General features: G+C 73.5%; 18 protein-coding genes. 9 read left to right on the forward strand and 9 right to left on the reverse strand.

The window, feature by feature from the left end; all coding sequences use genetic code 11:
- Positions 1-40 precede the first annotated feature (40 nt).
- From GJ743_RS18895 to GJ743_RS18915, 5 genes are all read left to right on the forward strand, one after another.
- Positions 41-1,060, forward strand: coding sequence for a putative F420-0 ABC transporter substrate-binding protein (locus GJ743_RS18895; protein ID WP_155053456.1), 1,020 nt, complete (start codon positions 41-43; stop codon positions 1,058-1,060).
- 5 nt (positions 1,061-1,065) lie between these two features.
- Positions 1,066-2,217 (forward strand): putative F420-0 ABC transporter permease subunit, encoded by a 1,152-nt coding sequence (locus GJ743_RS18900; protein WP_155053495.1) that lies wholly within the window; start codon positions 1,066-1,068, stop codon positions 2,215-2,217.
- Positions 2,214-3,146 (forward strand): ABC transporter ATP-binding protein, encoded by a 933-nt coding sequence (locus tag GJ743_RS18905; protein WP_328289355.1) that lies wholly within the window; start codon positions 2,214-2,216, stop codon positions 3,144-3,146. The genes GJ743_RS18900 and GJ743_RS18905 overlap by 4 nt, the downstream gene beginning before the upstream one ends.
- A gap of 40 nt (positions 3,147-3,186) precedes the next feature.
- Entirely contained in the window at positions 3,187-3,672 is a 486-nt protein-coding gene (locus tag GJ743_RS18910) for a nucleoside/nucleotide kinase family protein (protein ID WP_155053457.1), read from the forward strand.
- A 72-nt stretch (positions 3,673-3,744) separates the two neighbouring features.
- A complete protein-coding gene (locus tag GJ743_RS18915) occupies positions 3,745-4,164 on the forward strand; it encodes a pyridoxamine 5'-phosphate oxidase family protein (RefSeq protein ID WP_376862060.1) in 420 nt (139 codons plus the stop codon).
- A 50-nt stretch (positions 4,165-4,214) separates the two neighbouring features.
- On the opposite strand, the gene GJ743_RS18920 is transcribed toward GJ743_RS18915, so the two are convergent.
- Genes GJ743_RS18920 through GJ743_RS18930 form a run of 3 tightly spaced genes read right to left on the reverse strand, consistent with a single transcriptional unit; the run spans position 4,215 to position 7,561 of the window.
- A complete protein-coding gene (locus GJ743_RS18920; RefSeq protein WP_155053458.1) occupies positions 4,215-5,138 on the reverse strand; it encodes an ABC transporter permease in 924 nt (307 codons plus the stop codon).
- Positions 5,125-6,207, reverse strand: coding sequence for an ABC transporter ATP-binding protein (locus tag GJ743_RS18925; protein WP_328289356.1), 1,083 nt, complete (start codon positions 6,205-6,207; stop codon positions 5,125-5,127). The genes GJ743_RS18920 and GJ743_RS18925 overlap by 14 nt, the downstream gene beginning before the upstream one ends.
- A 10-nt stretch (positions 6,208-6,217) precedes the next feature.
- Positions 6,218-7,561, reverse strand: a complete 1,344-nt coding sequence (locus GJ743_RS18930; RefSeq protein ID WP_155053459.1) for a LolA family protein — start codon at positions 7,559-7,561, stop codon at positions 6,218-6,220.
- 191 nt (positions 7,562-7,752) lie between these two features.
- Here GJ743_RS18930 and ggt point away from each other — a divergent pair, with 191 nt between their 5' ends.
- Positions 7,753-9,600 carry a gamma-glutamyltransferase gene (gene ggt, locus GJ743_RS18935; protein ID WP_155053460.1) on the forward strand — a complete coding sequence of 616 codons (1,848 nt, stop codon included), beginning with the start codon at positions 7,753-7,755 and terminating at the stop codon, positions 9,598-9,600.
- 54 nt (positions 9,601-9,654) lie between these two features.
- Here ggt and fgd read toward each other — a convergent pair whose 3' ends face one another.
- The 6 genes from fgd to cofE (GJ743_RS18965) all read right to left on the reverse strand — a co-directional run bounded on the left by fgd (position 9,655) and on the right by cofE (GJ743_RS18965) (position 15,296).
- The gene (gene fgd / locus GJ743_RS18940) at positions 9,655-10,680 is read right to left on the reverse strand and encodes a glucose-6-phosphate dehydrogenase (coenzyme-F420) (protein ID WP_328289357.1); all 1,026 of its coding nucleotides are present in this window, start codon (positions 10,678-10,680) and stop codon (positions 9,655-9,657) included.
- On the reverse strand, positions 10,677-11,567 hold the full coding sequence (locus tag GJ743_RS18945; protein WP_155053461.1) for an NTP transferase domain-containing protein: 891 nt from the start codon (positions 11,565-11,567) through the stop codon (positions 10,677-10,679). Before GJ743_RS18945 ends, fgd begins: the two co-directional genes overlap by 4 nt.
- On the reverse strand, positions 11,564-12,433 hold the full coding sequence (gene cofE / locus GJ743_RS18950) for a coenzyme F420-0:L-glutamate ligase (protein ID WP_155053462.1): 870 nt from the start codon (positions 12,431-12,433) through the stop codon (positions 11,564-11,566). Before cofE (GJ743_RS18950) ends, GJ743_RS18945 begins: the two co-directional genes overlap by 4 nt.
- Positions 12,430-13,428 (reverse strand): TIGR03557 family F420-dependent LLM class oxidoreductase, encoded by a 999-nt coding sequence (locus tag GJ743_RS18955; RefSeq protein WP_328289358.1) that lies wholly within the window; start codon positions 13,426-13,428, stop codon positions 12,430-12,432. Before GJ743_RS18955 ends, cofE (GJ743_RS18950) begins: the two co-directional genes overlap by 4 nt.
- A 221-nt stretch (positions 13,429-13,649) precedes the next feature.
- The gene (locus tag GJ743_RS18960) at positions 13,650-14,423 is read right to left on the reverse strand and encodes a GntR family transcriptional regulator (protein ID WP_155053463.1); all 774 of its coding nucleotides are present in this window, start codon (positions 14,421-14,423) and stop codon (positions 13,650-13,652) included.
- 90 nt (positions 14,424-14,513) lie between these two features.
- Positions 14,514-15,296: a coenzyme F420-0:L-glutamate ligase gene (gene cofE, locus GJ743_RS18965; RefSeq protein ID WP_328289359.1), complete on the reverse strand. Its 783-nt coding sequence runs from the start codon at positions 15,294-15,296 to the stop codon at positions 14,514-14,516.
- Here cofE (GJ743_RS18965) and GJ743_RS18970 point away from each other — a divergent pair.
- From GJ743_RS18970 to GJ743_RS18980, 3 genes are read left to right on the forward strand one after another with little or no spacing between them, the layout of a single operon-like run.
- Positions 15,283-15,762: a hypothetical protein gene (locus tag GJ743_RS18970; RefSeq protein WP_328289360.1), complete on the forward strand. Its 480-nt coding sequence runs from the start codon at positions 15,283-15,285 to the stop codon at positions 15,760-15,762. The genes cofE (GJ743_RS18965) and GJ743_RS18970 overlap by 14 nt on opposite strands.
- Before the next feature lie 10 nt (positions 15,763-15,772).
- The gene (locus tag GJ743_RS18975; RefSeq protein ID WP_155053465.1) at positions 15,773-16,288 is read left to right on the forward strand and encodes a DUF6328 family protein; all 516 of its coding nucleotides are present in this window, start codon (positions 15,773-15,775) and stop codon (positions 16,286-16,288) included.
- Between the two features lie 45 nt (positions 16,289-16,333).
- On the forward strand, positions 16,334-17,179 hold the full coding sequence (locus tag GJ743_RS18980) for an exodeoxyribonuclease III (RefSeq protein WP_155053466.1): 846 nt from the start codon (positions 16,334-16,336) through the stop codon (positions 17,177-17,179).
- The last annotated feature ends 74 nt before the right edge of the window (positions 17,180-17,253 follow it).

Below are 17,253 nucleotides of genomic sequence, written 5' to 3' on the forward strand. Positions count from 1 at the left end.
CGTTCGTCGGATCACGCACGCACACCGTCCCGGAGGCCCCATGTCCACGTTCACGAATCCCCGATCCCGTGCCGCGCGCGTCGTCGCGCCGCTCGCCGCCGCGGCATCCGTCGCCCTGCTCGCCGCGTGCGCCTCGACGGCGAACGCCGGCGCCGACGACGCGAGCGGCGGCCAGGACGCCGCAGCGTCCGGCTTCCCCGTCACGGTCGACAACTGCGGCACCGAGGTGACCTTCGACGCCGCCCCCGAGCGCGTCGTCACGATCAAGTCGTCGACGCTCGAGCTGCTGCTCGCGCTCGGCCTCGAGGACCGCGTCGTCGGCGCCGCGTTCACCGACGGACCCGTGCCCGACGAGAACGCCGACGCCGCTGCGGGCATCGAGATCCTCTCCGACAAGGTGCCCTCGCAGGAGGCGACGCTCGCCGCCGAGCCCGACCTGGTCTTCGCCGGCTGGGAGTCGAACCTCACCGCAGAGGGCGCGGGCGACCGCGCGACCCTCGAGCAGCTCGGCGTGCACACCTACGTCGCGCCCGCCGCGTGCAAGGCGGAGGGCTACATGCCCGACCCGCTGACCTTCGACGGCGTGTTCGCCGGCTTCGAGGAGGCGGGCGAGATCTTCGGTGCGACGGATGCCGCGGCCGACCTCGTCGCGGAGCAGCGCGCCGCGCTCGAGGCGATCGAGCCGAGCGACGACGGCCTCACCGCGCTCTGGTACTCCTCGGGCGACGACCAGCCGTTCGTCGGCGCCGGCATCGGCGCACCGCAGATGATCATGGAGGCCGCGGGCCTCACGAACGTCGCCGCCGACGTGCACGACACCTGGACCTCGCTCTCGTGGGAAGCCGTCGTCGACGCGAACCCTGACGTGATCGTGCTCGTCGACGCCGCGTGGAACACCGCCGAGGCGAAGATCGAGAAGCTCGAGGCGAACCCCGCGACGGCCGCGATGCCCGCCGTGCAGCAGGGCCGCTACGTGATCGTCGACTTCCCGTCGACCGAGGCGGGCGTCCGCAACGTCGACGCCGTCGCCTCGATCGTGGAGCAGCTCGGGGCACTCTGATGGCGATGCAGGCGGGCAGGGCGACGGATGCCGCGGGGCGGCCGTCCGTCGAGCCTGCCCGCCGTGCGGGGCGGGCGTCGGGGCCGCACGGCGGGCCGAGCGAGCCGCACGGCGGACCCTCGGCCGGTGACCGGACTCCGCGGCGCGCGGGCACGGCGACCGCGGTCGGCGTGGGCGGCGCGCTCGTCGCGCTGCTCGCGGCATCCGTGGTGCTCGCCGTGACGATCGGGCCGGCCGGGCTCGCGCCCGGCGACGTGCTCGCGTCGATCGCCGCGCACCTGGGGCTCGGCGAGCCGACGCTGTCGCCGCTCCGCGACGCGATCGTCTGGGAGCTGCGCATGCCGCGCGTGCTCACGGCCGCCGCGGTCGGCGCGGGGCTGGCGATCTGCGGCGTCGTCATGCAGGCGCTCACCCGAAACCCGCTCGCCGACCCGTACCTGCTCGGCCTCTCGTCGGGCGCGTCGGTCGGCGCGGTGATCGTGCTCGTGCTCGGTATGGCCGTCGCCCTGCCCGTGGCGGCGTTCGCGGGCGCGCTCGCGGCGCTCGCCGCGACCCTCGGACTCGCGCGCGCGGCCGGCGGGCTCAGCCCGACCACGACCGTGCTCGCGGGGCTCGCCGTGTCGGCCGTGTTCGGCGCCGTGACGAGCCTCGTCATCTTCTGGAGCGCCACGACCGACAGCTACCGCGAGATCCTGAACTGGCTGCTCGGCTCGCTCGCCGGCGCCGGATGGCCCGCCGCGGCGCTCGCCGGCGCCGCGATCGCGATCGTCGGGCTGCCGCTGCTCGCGACCGGGCGCACGCTCGACGCCTTCGCGTTCGGCGACACCGCGGCATCCGCCCTCGGAATCCACGTGCCGCGCACGCGCGCGCTGCTGCTCGTCGCGACCGCGCTGCTCACCGGCGCACTCGTCGCGGTGAGCGGGGCGATCGGGTTCGTCGGGCTGATCCTGCCGCACGCGGTGCGGCTCGTCGTCGGCGCGCGGCACCGCGCGCTGCTGCCGCTGTCGGCGCTCGCCGGGGCGGTCTTCCTGGTCTGGGTCGACACCGGCGCCCGCACGCTGTTCGATCCGCGTGAGCTGCCCGTCGGGATCCTCACCGCGCTCGTCGGCGGGCCCGTGTTCGCGGCGCTGCTGCTTCGCGCACGGAGGGCGTCGTGAGCGGCGTGCGGGCCGGCGGCGGCCGCGTTCCCGAGGCGCCGTGCGGGCTCGGCGCATCCGGCGGGGCGAGCACGGCAGGCGGGAGCTGCCCGGCGCGGCCCGGCACCGGCCTCGAGGGCTCGCGGGTCTCGTTCGCCCGCGGCTCGCGGCTCGTGGTCGACGGGGTCGACATCACCGTGCCGCGCGGCGCGGTGGGCGCGCTCCTCGGCCCGAACGGCGCCGGCAAGTCCACGCTGCTGCACCTCCTCGCGGGCGTCGAGCGTCCGGAGGTCGCCGCACTCACACTCGACGGCGACGACCTCGTCGCGCTGCGGCGACGCGAACGCGCCCGGCGCATCGCGCTCGTCGAACAGGACGCGCAGGCGCCCGACGGCCTCGCCGTCGAGCACGTCGTCGGCCTCGGCCGCATCCCCCACCAGTCCGCGTGGGGCGGGGACTCCGCCCGCGACCGCGAGGTCATCGCGCACGCGCTCGACGCCGCCGACGCGACCGCGTTCGCGAGCCGTCGCTACGACGAACTCTCGGGCGGCGAGCGCCAGCGCGTGAACCTCGCGCGCGCGCTCGCACAGGAGCCCGAACTGCTCCTCCTCGACGAGCCCACGAACCACCTCGACATCCGCGCCCAGCTCGCAACGCTCGGGCTGCTCCGCCGACTCGCCGACGACGGGCTCAGCGTGCTCGCCGCCCTGCACGACCTCTCGCTCGCCGCCTCGTACGCCGACCACGTGGTCGTCCTCGCGAACGGCGTCGTGGTCGCCGCCGGCGACCCCGCCGACGTGCTCACCCCGCCGCTCATCCGCGCGGTCTGGGGCGTGGAGGCGAGCGTGCTGCGGCATCCGTCGACGGGTCGGCCGCTGCTCGCGTTCGCGCCCGCCGACGCGGACGAGACCGTCGCGCCCGAACCGGCGCCTGCGCCCGAACCGGCCTGAGCGGATGCCGCGACGCGGGCATCGGCGTAGCGTGGCCGCCATGGCACAGGTGACCGAGGACCGCCGGGCGCTCGTCGAGTCCGTCGCGGAGGAGTTCCTGCACAACTCGTGGCGCGGGCGGCGGCTCGTCGCGGTGGAGGGCGCCTCCGAGGCATCCGCCGCACGGTTCGCCGACGACCTCGCGGCGACGCTCGTCGAACGCGGGCAGCCCGCCGTGCGGGTCTCGCTCGGCGACGTCTCCGAGGCCGATCTCCGTGCGGAGACCGTCGAGCCGTTCCGCGCCGGCACGCTCGCGGGGGCCGAGGCCGACGACGCCGTGCTCGTCGTCGACGGCCGGCGTCTGCTCAACGACGCCGTACGGGGCATCTGGCACTTCACGGTCTGGACGCTCGCGGGCGACGAACTCCCCCACGCCTCGACGAACGTCGTCATCGACCTGACCGACGAGTCCGCGCCGACTCGCTACTTCTACGACCTCTGCAAGCTCCCGCCGAGCGTCGGCGAGCGCCGCGCCGCGACCGGCTGACCGCGGGGGCGAGCGACCGGCGCCGAGCACGGCGACCTCGACGTCTCGCCGAAGGGCGATCCGGCGGGGTTCGTGCACGTGCTCGACGACACGACCATCGCGATCCCCGAGCGCCCCGGCAACCGACGTGCGGACGGCTTCCACAACGTGCTGCGGAACCCGCACGTCGGGCTGATCTTCGTCGTGCCCGGCCGCGGCGACACGCTCCGCATCAACGGCCGCGCGACGATCGTGCGCGACGCGCCGTTCTTCGACCACCTGGTCGTGAAGGGGCACCGTCCCGCGCTCGCCCTCATCGTCGACATCGACGAGGTGTTCTTCCACTGCTCGAAGGCGTTCCTCCGCTCGCAGGCGTGGAAGCCGGAGTCGTGGACCCCCGACGCCGTCCGTCGCCGCGCGCTCATCGCCAAGACCCTCGAACGGCCCGAGGCGGATGTCGCCGAGCTCGACGAGTACTACGGCCCGTCGTACGCCGATCGCATCTACGGGTAGCGCGAGGCCGCGGCATCCGCTCGCGACCCGGCTGAGCCGCAGCCACCCCGCTACGAGAGGATGTCGCGCGTCGCGAACCGCCACGCCGCGAGCCCGCCGAACACCGCGATCCACGCGGCCTGAAGCATGGCGTTGTCGCCGAAGGACTCCCACGACGGCGGCGAGCGCAGCAGGTCGGCGAAGTCGAACCAGCGGTCGGTGAACAGGAACGGGTGCGTCCACTCGAGTTGGGGGATCGCGCCGATGATCTGCGCGACGACGGCGAGGATCGCGGTGGCCGCCATCGCGCCGACCGGCACGACCGTGAGCGTCGAGGCGAACAGGCCGATCGCCGAGAGCCCGAGCATCGAGACGGCGACGTATGCGCCGATCGCGAGGAGGCGGAGCAGCCCCTCGCCGACGGAGATCTCGCCGCCCGAGAGCAGCGTCACCGGCCCGATCGGGAACAGCACCCAGCCGATGAGCGTGCCCACCACGATGACGGTGAGCGCGGCCGCCGCGCAGAACACGGCGGCGACCACGTACTTCACCGACAGCAGGCGCAGGCGACCGGCCGGCGCGATCAGCAGGTAGCGCAGGGTGCCGAGGCTCGCCTCGCCCGCGATCGTGTCGCCCGAGACGACCGCGATGGTGAGCGGGAGGAAGAGCGGCGTCGCGACGACGAGCGCGGTCACCCCGACGAAGAGTCCGTTGCCGGCGACCTGGTCGAGGAAGGCCGGTCCACGGCCCGGACTCGACGGCCCCGCGACGCGGATCGCGATCGCGATGAGGATCGGGATGAGCGCGAGCGCTGCGAGCATCGCCCAGGTGCGCCAGCGGCGGAAGAGCGTCGCGGTCTCGGAGGCGAGGAGGGAGGCGAGGCCGCCGCCGCGCGGGCGTGCGGGGTCCGGCGCGGCGGCGGCGGTGCCGCCGTGGCCGTTGGCCGCGCCGAGCCCGACGGCGCCGACCCCGGCAGCTGGCTCAGGCGACGACATCGAAGCCCTCCCCCGTGAGCTCGACGAAGCGCTGCTCGAGGCTCGTGCGGCGGATCGCGAAACCGCGCACGCGCACGCCGTCGCGCACGAGCGCGGCGACGATCGCCTCGGCCGCGGGCCCGTCGGGGTCTCGGTCGACCGGGGCCGGGCCGTCGCGCAGGCCCAGGGCCGGGCCCAGCGCCGGGTCGTCGGCCGGGCCATCGGGCAGGGCGTGGTTCCGGTCACCGGGCAGGGCCGCAGTGACGAGCGCGTCCCCGGACCCACCGGATGCCGTCGCATCCGCTGCCCGCTCGACGGATGCCGCGGCATCCGTCGCCAGACCCAGGCGACTCAGCACCGCGAGCGCGGCCTCGGGGTCCGGCGTGACCACCTCGACCCGCGACTCGCCCGATCGATGGAACTCCTCGAGCGTTCCCTGGGCGACGAGGCGCCCGGCGCTCATCACCCCGACGTGCGTGCAGAGCTGCTCGACCTCGGCGAGCAGGTGGCTCGAGACGAACACGGTCGTGCCGTCGGCCGCGAACGAGCGGATGAGCGAGCGCACCTCGCGCGTGCCCTGGGGATCGAGCCCGTTCGTCGGCTCGTCGAGCACGAGGAGGTCGCGCGGCATGAGCAGGGCGTTGGCGAGCCCCAGCCGCTGCTTCATGCCGAGCGAGTACGCGCCCGCCTTCTTGCGCGCGGCGTGCGAGAGTCCCACCCGGTCGAGGGCGTCGGCGACGCGCCGGGCGCGCGTCGACGGCGCCGCGTGCCGGTCGGCGGCGTCGAACCGGGCGAGGTTCGCCGCGCCCGACAGGAACGGCGCGAACGCGGGCCCCTCGACGAGCGCGCCGACGCGCGGCAGCACGTCGTCGAGCCCTTTCGGCATGTCGGTGCCGAGCACCTGCGCGGTGCCGGCGGTCGCGCCCACGAGGCCGAGCAGCATGCGGATGGTCGTGGTCTTTCCCGAGCCGTTCGGCCCGAGGAAGCCGAAGACCGAACCGCGCGGCACCGCGAGGTCGATGCCGTCGACCGCGACCTGCGCGCGGAAGCGCTTGGTGAGCCCGTCGGTCCGGATGGCGAGATCGCTCACCGGCGGCCCGTCAGCGACCCGACTCGGCGTACCCGACGAGCGTGTCGACCGGCACCGACCCGGCGAGCACGCGACCGTCGTCGGTGAACAGCACCGACAGGAGCGACGTCTGCAGCGCGCGGCCGCCGTCGACGGGGGTCGTCAGCGTGTCGAGCAGGTCGAGCGCCTCGCCCTCGGTGAAGTGCGCCTCAGTCGCGGGGGCGACGCCCTCGCCCGCGTCAGGGTCGGCGTCGGCACCGGTCTCGGCACGGTGCTCGGCCATCGCCTCGGCGACGGTCGCGGCATCCACCTCGACCACCGTCGCCCAGCCCTCGCCGTGCACGACCGGCGGCGGCACGTCGGCCGCGTCATCCGCTTCCCCGCCCTCGCGCGCCTGCGCCTCGGCGACCCACTGCTGCAGCTCCGCCACGGTCGGCAGGGGGAGTTCCTCCTGCTCGACCGCGTACGACGCGCTCGGCTCGAAGACGAACACCGACGGATCGGGCGCGGCGAACGAGACGTCGGTGAACCCGGTCTCGAACGCGGGCGCGTCGGCGCCTCGCGCGGTGACGGATGCCGCCAGCGCCGCCCCGTTCTCGCCGTCGACCGCGACGCGGATCTCGCCGACGAGCGTCTCGTCGGTTCGCGGCTCGAGCACGAGCTCGTACACGTCGCGGCCGGCGACGCGCCCGTCGGTCCCGACGGAGACCTCAGTGGTCTCGTCGAGCCGATCGAGCGCGCGGTCGAGCAGCTGCTGGGGGGTCGGCAGCTGCTCGCCGTCGGGAAGTTCCGCCTCGACCTCCGCCTTCGCCGCGTCCTTCGCTTCGGCGGCGAGCCGCTCGAGCTCGGCCTCCAAGCCTTCGACGTCGGCGTCATCGGCCACGCTCAGGCGCGTGGCGGTCTGCGACTCGGAGTCGACGAACCACGCCTCACCCGGATTCACGTAGACGTTGCGCTCGGCCATCCGATCGAGCACCTGCAGCCGGGCGTGCTCGCCGTCGAGGTAGACGTTCGCGTCGAAGCTGCCCGTCGCGAGCGACACGAGATCCGAGAACGTGTCGGATGCCGCGGAGTCGCCGCCATCCGCGTCGCCGGCGCCGGGGCCCGGGTCCGAGCCGGCGCCAGAGCCGCCCATGAGCGCACCGAGGTCGGGCAGGCCGAGTTCGGACCGCTGCTCGATCGTGCCGGACAACGCGTCGACGTCGCTCGACTTCACGAACGCGATGAGTTCCTCGGGCGTCTTGTCGGGCAGGTCGACCGTGGCGTTCGCCTGCATCGGCACCAGCACCGCGACCGCGATCGCGACCGGCACCCCGACGGCGGGGACGACGGTGCGGGCTCGGAATCGAGACGGCCCGGTACGACGTGGGCTCATGCCCTCAGGCTACGCCCGCCCTGACACGTCGAGCCCGGTGCGGGGCGAATTCGCAGGCTGCCGGGCCCCGCGTCGACCCCGCCCGCCGCCGTCGCCGGTCGACCACCGCACCGCGCAACCCCATTGCCCGGTGTCGCCGTCCGGGTCTACGGTGGGCAGCATTCGCTTGTAACCAGTTCGGGGGGTATCCCATGGTCGACACCGAAGTCCGTTCCCGCTCCGCGCTCCGGCGCGCGGGCGTCCTCACCGCCGCCGCGCTCGCGGCCGGAGGGCTCGTCGCCGCCGGTCCGGCGGCCGCCCTGCCGTCCGCGGCGCCACCCGGTGCGAGCGTGAACGCGGGCAGGCCCGCGCCGCCGTCGCCCGCGACCTCGACGGGAACCGGCGGCGCCGTGTCATCCGTCGACGCCGAGGCCAGCCGCATCGGACTCGAGGTGCTGCGCAAGGGCGGCAACGCCGCCGACGCCGCGGTCGCCACCGCCGCCGCGCTCGGCGTGACCGAACCGTACAGCGCCGGCATCGGCGGCGGCGGGTACTTCGTGTACTTCGACGCTGCCTCAGGCGAGGTCACGACGATCGACGGCCGCGAGACCGCCCCCGCCGCGATGGAGAGCGACGCGTTCATCGACCCGGCGACGGGCGCGCCGTACCCGTTCTTCGACGCCGTGTACTCGGGGCTGTCCGTCGGCGTGCCCGGCACGCTCGCGACCTGGGAGTCGGCACTCGACGAGTTCGGCACCGAGTCGCTGAAGGAGATGCTGAAGCCGTCGATCCTCCTCGCGACGCGCGGATTCGAGGTCGACGAGACCTTCCGGGCGCAGACCGAGGCGAACCAGGCCCGCTTCGAGCAGTTCCCCGCCACGGCCGAGCTGTTCCTGCCGGGCGGAGAGCTCCCCGTCGTCGGCTCGACCTTCCGGAATCCCGACCTCGCGAAGACGCTCCGCGAGATCGCCCTGCGCGGCACCGACGCATTCTACGAGGGGGCCATCGCCGACGAGATCGCCGACCTCGTGCAGGACCCGATCACGACCGACGACGCCACGCTGCCGGCCTATCCGGGCGCCATGACCGCCGACGACCTCGCCGACTACGCGACCCTGCTGCAGGACCCGACCCACGTCGAGTACCGCGGCCTCGACGTCTACGGCATGGCGCCGTCATCGTCGGGCGGCACGACCGTGGGCGAGTCGCTGAACATCCTCGAGAACTTCGAGCCGTCGGCGGATGACCCGGGGCAGGCGCTGCATCTCTACCTCGAGTCCACCGCGCACGCGTTCGCCGACCGTAACGCCTACGTCGGCGATCCGGCGTTCGTCGACGTGCCGACCGAGACGCTGCTCAGCCAGGAGTTCGCGGACGCCCGGGCGTGCGAGATCGACCCGGACGCGGCATCCGTCAAGCCCGTCGCACCGGGCGCGCTCGACGCGACCGGCTGCGCCGCGGCGGCCGCGGCGATGCCGGAGGGCGCCGAGGGCCCGTCGACCACGCACCTCTCGGTCGTGGACCGCTGGGGCAACGCCGTCGCCTACACGCTCACGATCGAGCAGACGGGCGGATCGGGCATGACCGTGCCGGGTCGCGGGTTCCTGCTGAACAACGAGCTGACCGACTTCAGCTTCGTGCCGAACCCCGACGACCCGAACATCGTCGAGCCCGGCAAGCGCCCGCGCTCCTCGATGTCGCCCACGATCGTGCTCGACGACGGCGAGGTGCGCTACGTGGTCGGCTCGCCCGGCGGCTCGACGATCATCACGACGGTCGTGCAGATCCTGCTGAACCGCATCGACCTCGGCATGACCATGCCCGAGGCCGTGGCGGCGCCGCGGGCGACGCAGCGCAACACCGCAGCGGTCCTCGCCGAAGCCGACTTCATCTCGGAGTACGCCGACGATCTCGCGCCCTACGGGCACGTGATCAACCCGACGGGCGAGATCGGCGCGGCCGCGGCCATCGAGGTTGACGCCGACGGGCTCATGACGGCCGCGGCCGAACCCGAGCGCCGCGGCGGCGGCACCGGGCTCGTGCTCGAACCCGCCGACTGAGCGCGACGATCGGTGGTCGAGTCGCCGCGAGCGCTCGACCACCGGTGCGACCGGCTACCCCAGCGCGCGCAGCCTCGGCGCGAGGTCGCGCTCGAACAGCTCGAGGAATCGCAGCTGGTCGTGGCCGGGCGCGTGGAACACGAGGTGGTTGAAGCCCCAGTCCACGTACTGCCCGATCTGGGCGACGACCTCGTCGGGGTCGGTGCCGACGATCCAGCGGCCCGCGATCTCCTCGATCGGCAGCGCGTCGGCGGCCTGCTCCATCTCGACCGGGTCGGTGATGTCGTGCTTCTGCTGCTTCGAGAGCGACAGCGGCGACCAGAACCGGCAGTTGTCGAGCGCGTCGTCCTCGTCCTCCTCGTACGACAGCTTGATCTCGATCATGCGGTCGTACCCGTCGAACGCGAGTCCGTCGCCCCGGGCCTCGAGCCCGTCCTTCACGGCCGGCATGAGCTGGTCGACGTAGAGCCCTGCCCCCTTGCCCGACGTGCAGATGAAGCCGTCGCCGGCCCGGCCGGCGTACTTCGCGACCTGCGGCCCGCCCGCCGCGATGTAGATCGGCACGCCGCCATCCGGTCGGTCGTAGATCGACGCGTCGTGGGTCGAGTAGTACTCGCCCTCGAAGTTCACGCGCTCGCCGTTCCAGAGCGCGCGCATCAGCCGGACCGCCTCGCGGAGTCGCGCGTAGCGCTCGCGGAACTCGGGCCACTCCTGCTCGCCGGCCCCCTGGAAGCCGGTCGCGATCTCGTTGAGCGCCTCGCCCGTGCCGAAGCCGGCGATCACGCGGTCGGGATACATGACGCCGAGCGACGCGAACGCCTGCGCGAGCACCGCCGGGTTGTACCGGAACGTCGGCGTCATGACGCTCGTGCCGATCTTCACGGTCGAGGTGCGCTCGCCGACGGCCGCCATCCAGGTGAGCGAGAAGGGCGCGTGCCCGCCGGTGTGGCGCCAGGGCTGGAAGTGGTCGCTCGCCCACACGGACTCCATGCCGTGCGCCTCGGCCGCGACGGCGATCTCGACGAGCTGGCGCGGGTCGAACTGCTCGGCGCTGGCCTTGTATCCGAGGGTCAGGGTCACGATGCTGCCTTCCTGTCTGCGCCGTGCGGCGCGGTTGCGGCGCCCGTGGGCGCGGTCGATGGGTCGAGCGGATGCCGCGGCGCGGCGCCGTCGGCGAGGTCGACCCGGTCGCCGAGCCCGCCGACCACCTCGGCGGTCCGGACGTGCACGCCGAGCGCGATGGCCTCGCGCAGCTCGCCCGCGGTGTCGACGTCGCGGCGGAGTCCCGGCGCGATCGCGCGAGGCTCGAGCGCGACGAGGTCGGCGAAGCCGGCCGCGCGGTGGCGGGCGGCCGAGTCGGGCCCGAAGTGCGCGGTGAACGGCACCCCGGCGAGCGCGGTCGCGAGCGTGGTGCCTGTCCCTTCGGCATCGGCCACGAAGGCGAGCGGATGCCGCGCCGCGGCCTCGAGCGCCGCATCGAGGTCGTCCGGCCCCATGGCCGGCAGGTCCCCGAGCAGCACCGCGACCGCGCCATCCGCCCCGCTCGCCGCTTCCTCGCGGGCCTCCGCGGTCTCATCGAAACGTCCCGGATGGCGAGCAGCACCCTGCATCCGCGACGTCTCGATCGCGGGAGCGGTCGACGGCAGCGTCGGCGGCGCGGCCGCACGGGCGACGGCGATGCCGTGCGCGATCGCAGCGGCGAGGCCGCGCGGACCGAACTCGGGCACGACGTCGACCCCGGGCACGCCGCGCAGCTCGCGCTCGACGACCGGCTCGTCGGACACGACGACGACCCGCCGCACGGCACGCGCCGCACGCGCGGCGTCGATCGTGTCGAGCGCGAACGCCCGCGCGAGCGCGGCCCGCTCCGCGGGCCCGAGCTCGGGTGCGAGCCGGGTCTTCGCGCCCGTGAGCGATTTCACTGGCACGACGACGATCCAGCCGGGCGCGTCGTTTCGCGGACTCATCGGGGCACCCGCTCCCGCTCGACGGCGGCGAGCGCGGCGGCGAATCCCTCGGCGAAGCCGATCGAGCGGCCGGCCGAGTACCCGGCGGTGCGGCCCGCCGTCATGCCCTGCGCCATCGCCTCGTCGGCGCCGAGCCGGAACAGGTCGCGCTCGGCGGGCCGGACGATCGACCTCGCGCCGGGCAGGTCGAGCGGTCCGACGAGGTGCCCGACGCCCGAGACGACGGCCACGGGGCATCCGCTCGCCTTGCCCTTGACCAGGTCGCCCGCCGCGGCGAGCTCGTCGGCGACGCACGGCATGGTCACCGAGAGGGGCTTGCCCGCGGCATCCGTCGTGCCCCGCAGGTCGTCGAGCACCTGCACGCCGGCGGCGCCGATCGCGACGTCGGTCTGCCCCTCGCGCCATGGGCGGCCGAGGGTGTCGCTGAGGATGACGCCGATCCGGCGGCCGGTCCGCGCCAGCACGCCCTCGGCGATCCGGCGGGCCGAGGCGTCGGGGTCGACGGGCAGCAGCAGCACGGTGCCGTCCTCGGTGTTGCTGGCGTCGACGCCCGCGGCCGCCGCGACGATCCCGAGCCGGTTCTCGACGATGCGGGTGATGCCGCCCTCGTGCGCCCGGGTCGCGACGACGCGCACCGTCTCGTCGGTGATCGCCTGCTCGCGATCCGCCGCTCGAACGATCCGCCCCTCGGCCTTCGAGACGACCTTCGAGGTCACGACGAGGATGTCGCCGTCGACCAGCGTGTCGCCGGCCGACGCGAGCACGACCTCCACGAGATCGTCGCCGGGGCGGATCTCGCCGATGCCCTCGAGCACGCGCACCGCGAGCGTCGGGCCCGCCGGCTGCGCGCTGGTCGCCGTGCTCATGCGCGCAGCCCCGGAAGCACGTCGCGGCCGAACACCTCGAGGAACCGCTGCTGGTTGCGGCCGACGTTGTGGAGGTAGATCCGGTCGAAGCCGAGGTCGAGGTGGCGCTGGAGGTGCGCGCGGTGCACGTCGGGGTCGGAGGACACGAGCATCCGGCCCTCGAAGTCCTCCGGTCGCACGGTGCGCGCCAGCTGCTCGAACTCGAAGGGCGAGCGGATGTCGCTGCGCGAGAACCGCATGCCGCCGATCGGCCACTCGGTCAGGGCGTTCCGCATCGCCTCGGCGTCGGTCTCGGCCCACGACACGTGGAGCTGCAGCACTCGCGGCATCGCGCTCGCGTCGCGGCCCGACTCGCGGGCGCCCTCGGCGAACCGGGCGACCAGCGCGGCGAGCCGGTCGTACGGCCCGCCCGTCGTGATCAGCCCGTCGGCCGCCTTGCCGGCCCGACGTGCGGTGACCGGACCGTTGGTCGCGACGAGCACCTGGGGCGCGACGGGCGGCATGGTCCAGAGTCGCGTCGTCTCCATTCGGAAGTGCGGGCCGTGGTGTCGCACCTCGCGGCCGGCGATCGAGGCGGCGAAGAGCTTGCGGATGACCTCGACGGCCTCGAACATGCGCGCGATGCGCTCGTGCGCCTCGGGCCAGTACTCGCCGACGACGTGCTCGTTGAGCGCCTCGCCGGAGCCGATCCCGAGCCAGTGCCGGCCCGGGTACATGGAGGCGAGGGTCGCGCTGGCCTGGGCGACCACTGCCGGGTGGGTGCGGAAGGTCGGCGTCGTGACACCCGGGCCGAAGTCGCCCCGGGTGCGCGCGCCGATCGCGCCGAGCACGCTCCAAACGTGCGCCGACTGCCCCTGCTGCGGGAGCCAGGGCTGGAAGTGGTCGGTCGCCATGGTGCCGGAGAACCCGTGCCGTTCCGCCAGTTCCGCATACGCGACCGCGTCGGATGGAGGGAACTGCTCGAGCATCGCGGCGTAGCCGATGTGCACTGACACCCCTCCATCCTGACGCGTCGTCGCAGTGGTGTCATTCGGGGCCGGTCGGCCCGAACGGCGGGTCCACCTCCCGCTCGTCCATTATTTCGGATACTGGATCCAGAATGCAAGCATGGACTTCGAGCGCCACGTGGCGCGGAGCGGCTCGGGCTGGAGGGACTCAGCCGCGGACTCCTCGGGCTGGAGGGACTCAGCCGCGGAGCAGCTCAGGCTGGAGGGACTCAGCCGCGCGAACGCCGACGACGGGCCGGCGCCGCCTGCGCGAGGGACTCCGCCTCGAGCATCTCGAGCACGCCGTCGCGCACGCCCTCGAGGTGATGCTGCAGCAGCTGCACGGCGGGTTCGACCTCGCCCGCGGCGACCGCATCCGTGAGCTCGTCGTGCGAGTGGTGGTGGGTGTCGTCGCCGACGAGGCGCCACCCGAGCATGTAGCGGCCGACCTTCAGCCGGAGCTGCTCGATGAGCTCCCACTGGATCGGTCGACGGGCGGCATCGTAGAGCTCCGCGTAGAACGCGGTCCGGGCGTCGACGAAGTCGCCGCCCTCCTGCTTCGCATCGGCGGTCCGCCCGAGCTCGCGGAGGCGCGCGAGCCGCTGGTCGGTCATGTCGGCCATCGACTGCCGCAGCGCCGCCGTCTCGAGCAGGATGCGCAGCTGGTAGACCTCGCGCGCCTGTTCGACGGAGAGCGACTTGACGACGGCACCGCGCCGGTCGTGGAACTCGACGAGGCCGTCGGATTCGAGCTGGATCAGAGCCGAGCGCACGGGCAGCCGCGAGACGCCGATCAGCTCGGCGAGCGTCTCCTGCCGCAGCTTGTGCCCGGGCGGGAGCGTTCCGTCGAGGATCGCCTCGCGGATGATGTCGTACGCCATGACGCCCACCGACCGGTACCCGACGGCGTGGCGCCCGGCGAGCCGCGCGAGCGCCGCCTCCGGATCGCTCGGCGTCCCGACCTCGATGGACTCGTCCGCGCCGTTGCGCTCGCCTGCCGTCATGGATCCCGAATGTATCCGAAAGATCACGGCGAAGTCTGCATCTTGGATCCAGAAATCACGATCCGCGTCGTGCCGTCGGGCGCGAACCCGTCACTCCGCGCGCAGCGGCCCCTCGGCCTGCGCCTCGTCGAAGCCCGCGCGGTAGCCCTCGTCGTACGCCTCCTCGGCCCCCTGGCGGAACAGGTCGCGATCGGCCGGCCGCACGATCGTGCGGGCGCCCGGCAGGTCGAGGTCGCCGACGAGGCGGCCGAGCCCGCGGACGACCGCCACCGGCACCCCTGCGGACTTGCCCTTCACGAGCTCCGCCGCGCCGGCGAGCTCGTCGGCCACGCACGGCATGGTCACCGCCAGGGGCTTGCCCGAGGCATCCGCCTGACCCCGCAGGTCGTCGAAGACGTGCACGCCGGCCGCGCCGATGGCGATGTCGGTCTGGCCCTCGCGCCACGGCCGGCCGAGCGTGTCCGAGAGCAGCACGCCGACGCGAGCGCCGGTGAGCGAGCGGATGCCGGTGGCCAGCGCCCGCGCGGACGCGTCCGGGTCGACGGGCAGGAGCAGTACCGTGCCCTCCGGGGCGTTCGACGCATCGACGCCCGCTGCGGCGCCGATGATGCCGAGCCGGTTCTCGACGATGCGGGTCGTGAACTCGCCCGTCTGGCGCGTCGCGACGACGCGGACGGTCTCGTCCGTGATCGCCTGCTCGCGATCGTCGGCCTGCACGATCCGCCCCTCGGCCTTCGAGACGATCTTCGAGGTGATGACGAGGATGTCGCCGTCGGCGAGCGGTTCGCCGATCGCGCCGACGATGAGCGCGGCCAGGTCGGCCCCGACGCCGATCTCGGGGAGACCGCCGACGCCCTCGATGCTGTACCTCACGTGCCCACCCTCCCGCTCGGCCCTCCTCACATCTTGGCAGCAGGCTCGGCCGCTGTCAGACTTCGGTCAGGGCGCGCGGGGCGCGCCGGGGGAGGGTCGGATGTCGGAGGACGTCGCCGCACCCGCGAAGCGGCCCGTCATCGTGTGGGACCTGGTGCTCACCATCGTGCTGCTGGTGCTCATGGCGGGCCTGGCGTTCATGCTGCTGTTCTTCTCGTTCTTCCTCGCGTTCGCCGGCGACTCGTGCGGGGCCTCGTCGACGTGCGACTACGACCGCATCGGCACCGGGATGCTGCTCGCGATGATCCTGCCGATCGTCGTCGCCGCGATCGCACTCGTCGCCGCGGTCGTCGTGCTCGTCCTGAAGCGCATCGCGTTCTGGATCCCGATCGCCGGGATGGTGCTCATGGTCGGGGCGTTCGCGCTCGGCGCGGCCATCACCGCGTCCGGCGTGCAACCGGCGTAGCATCCCGGCCATGACGTCAGACGCAGTGCACGGGTCGGCAGCGGAGCGCTCGGGAGCGGCCGAGGAGCGTCACGAGACCGAGGCGGAGCGCTACGACCGGAAGTTCAACGACATCCTCCAGGAGCTGCGCGTCGTGATGACGGGGACGCAGCTCATCACGGGCTTCCTGCTGGCCGTCGCATTCCAGCCGAAGTTCGCCGAGCTCGACGCCCAGGAGGTCGTGCTCTACCTCGTCCTCGTCATCCTCGCGACGACCGCGACCATGCTCGGCCTCGCTCCGGTGATCCTGCACCGGCAGCTGAGCGGCAAGAAGCAGAAGGACCGGGTCGTGCGGATCGCGAACTCGCTGCTGCTCATCCTGCTGGTCGTGGTGTCGCTCGTGGCCGCAGGCGTCGCGATGCTCATCTTCGACGTCACCGTCAACCGCCAGGCCGGGTACGTCGCCGGAGCCATCGCACTGCTGCTCCTGCTCGCGTTCTGGATCGTGGTGCCGCGCATCGGCCGGCACGAGCCGCGCCGGCGCTGACGCCCGCGTAGGGCGGGGTCGGCGGGCGACCCTAGGCTGGAATCCATGCGCATCGCCACCTGGAACGTCAACTCGATCCGCACCCGCTACGGCCGCGTGGTCGACTGGATGGTGCGCGAGGACGTCGACGTGCTCGCGATGCAGGAGATCAAGTGCAAGCCCGAGCAGTTCCCGCACGAGGCGTTCGAGCAGGCGGGCTACGACCTCGCGCTGCACGGGCTGAACCAGTGGAACGGCGTCGCGATCGCGAGCCGGCTTCCGATCGCCGACGTCGAGACCGAGTTCCCCGGCATGCCCGGCTTCCTGAAGGGCCACGAGGGCCCCGACCTGCCGAAGGAGGCGCGCGCGATCGGCGCGACGGTCGACGGCATCCGCCTCTGGAGCCTCTACGTGCCGAACGGGCGATCGCTCGGCGACCCGCACTACACCTACAAGCTCGACTGGCTCGCGGCGCTCACCGACCTCGCCCGCGCCGAGACGACCGCGCACCCCGAGCGCCCGTTCGCGCTCATGGGCGACTTCAACATCGCCCCGCTCGACGAGGACAACGGCGACCCGACCGTCATCGAGGGCGTGACGACCCACGTCTCCCCGCCCGAGCGCGCGGCGTTCCGCGCCCTCGAGGAGGCGGGGATGACCGACGTCGTCCGCCCCATCGTCCCCACGGGCTACACCTACTGGGACTACAAGCAGCTCCGCTTCCCCCGCAACGAGGGCCTCCGCATCGATTTCGTGCTCGGGTCGGCGGCGTTCGCCGACCAGGTGACGGATGCCTCCATCCACCGCAACGAGCGCAAGGGCGACGCACCCAGCGATCACGTGCCCGTCCTCGTGGAACTCGCGCGCGACGAAGCGGGCGACGACGACGACCTGCCGATGATCTTCGGCTGATCCTCCGGCGCTGCACCGTCCGGCCGCCCGTCCGCAACCCCGATCCGACGTCCAGCGCGAGGGGTTACCCTTCG

The sequence above is a fragment of the Agromyces bracchium genome (assembly GCF_009709675.1).
Classification (GTDB): Bacteria; Actinomycetota; Actinomycetes; order Actinomycetales; family Microbacteriaceae; genus Agromyces; species Agromyces bracchium.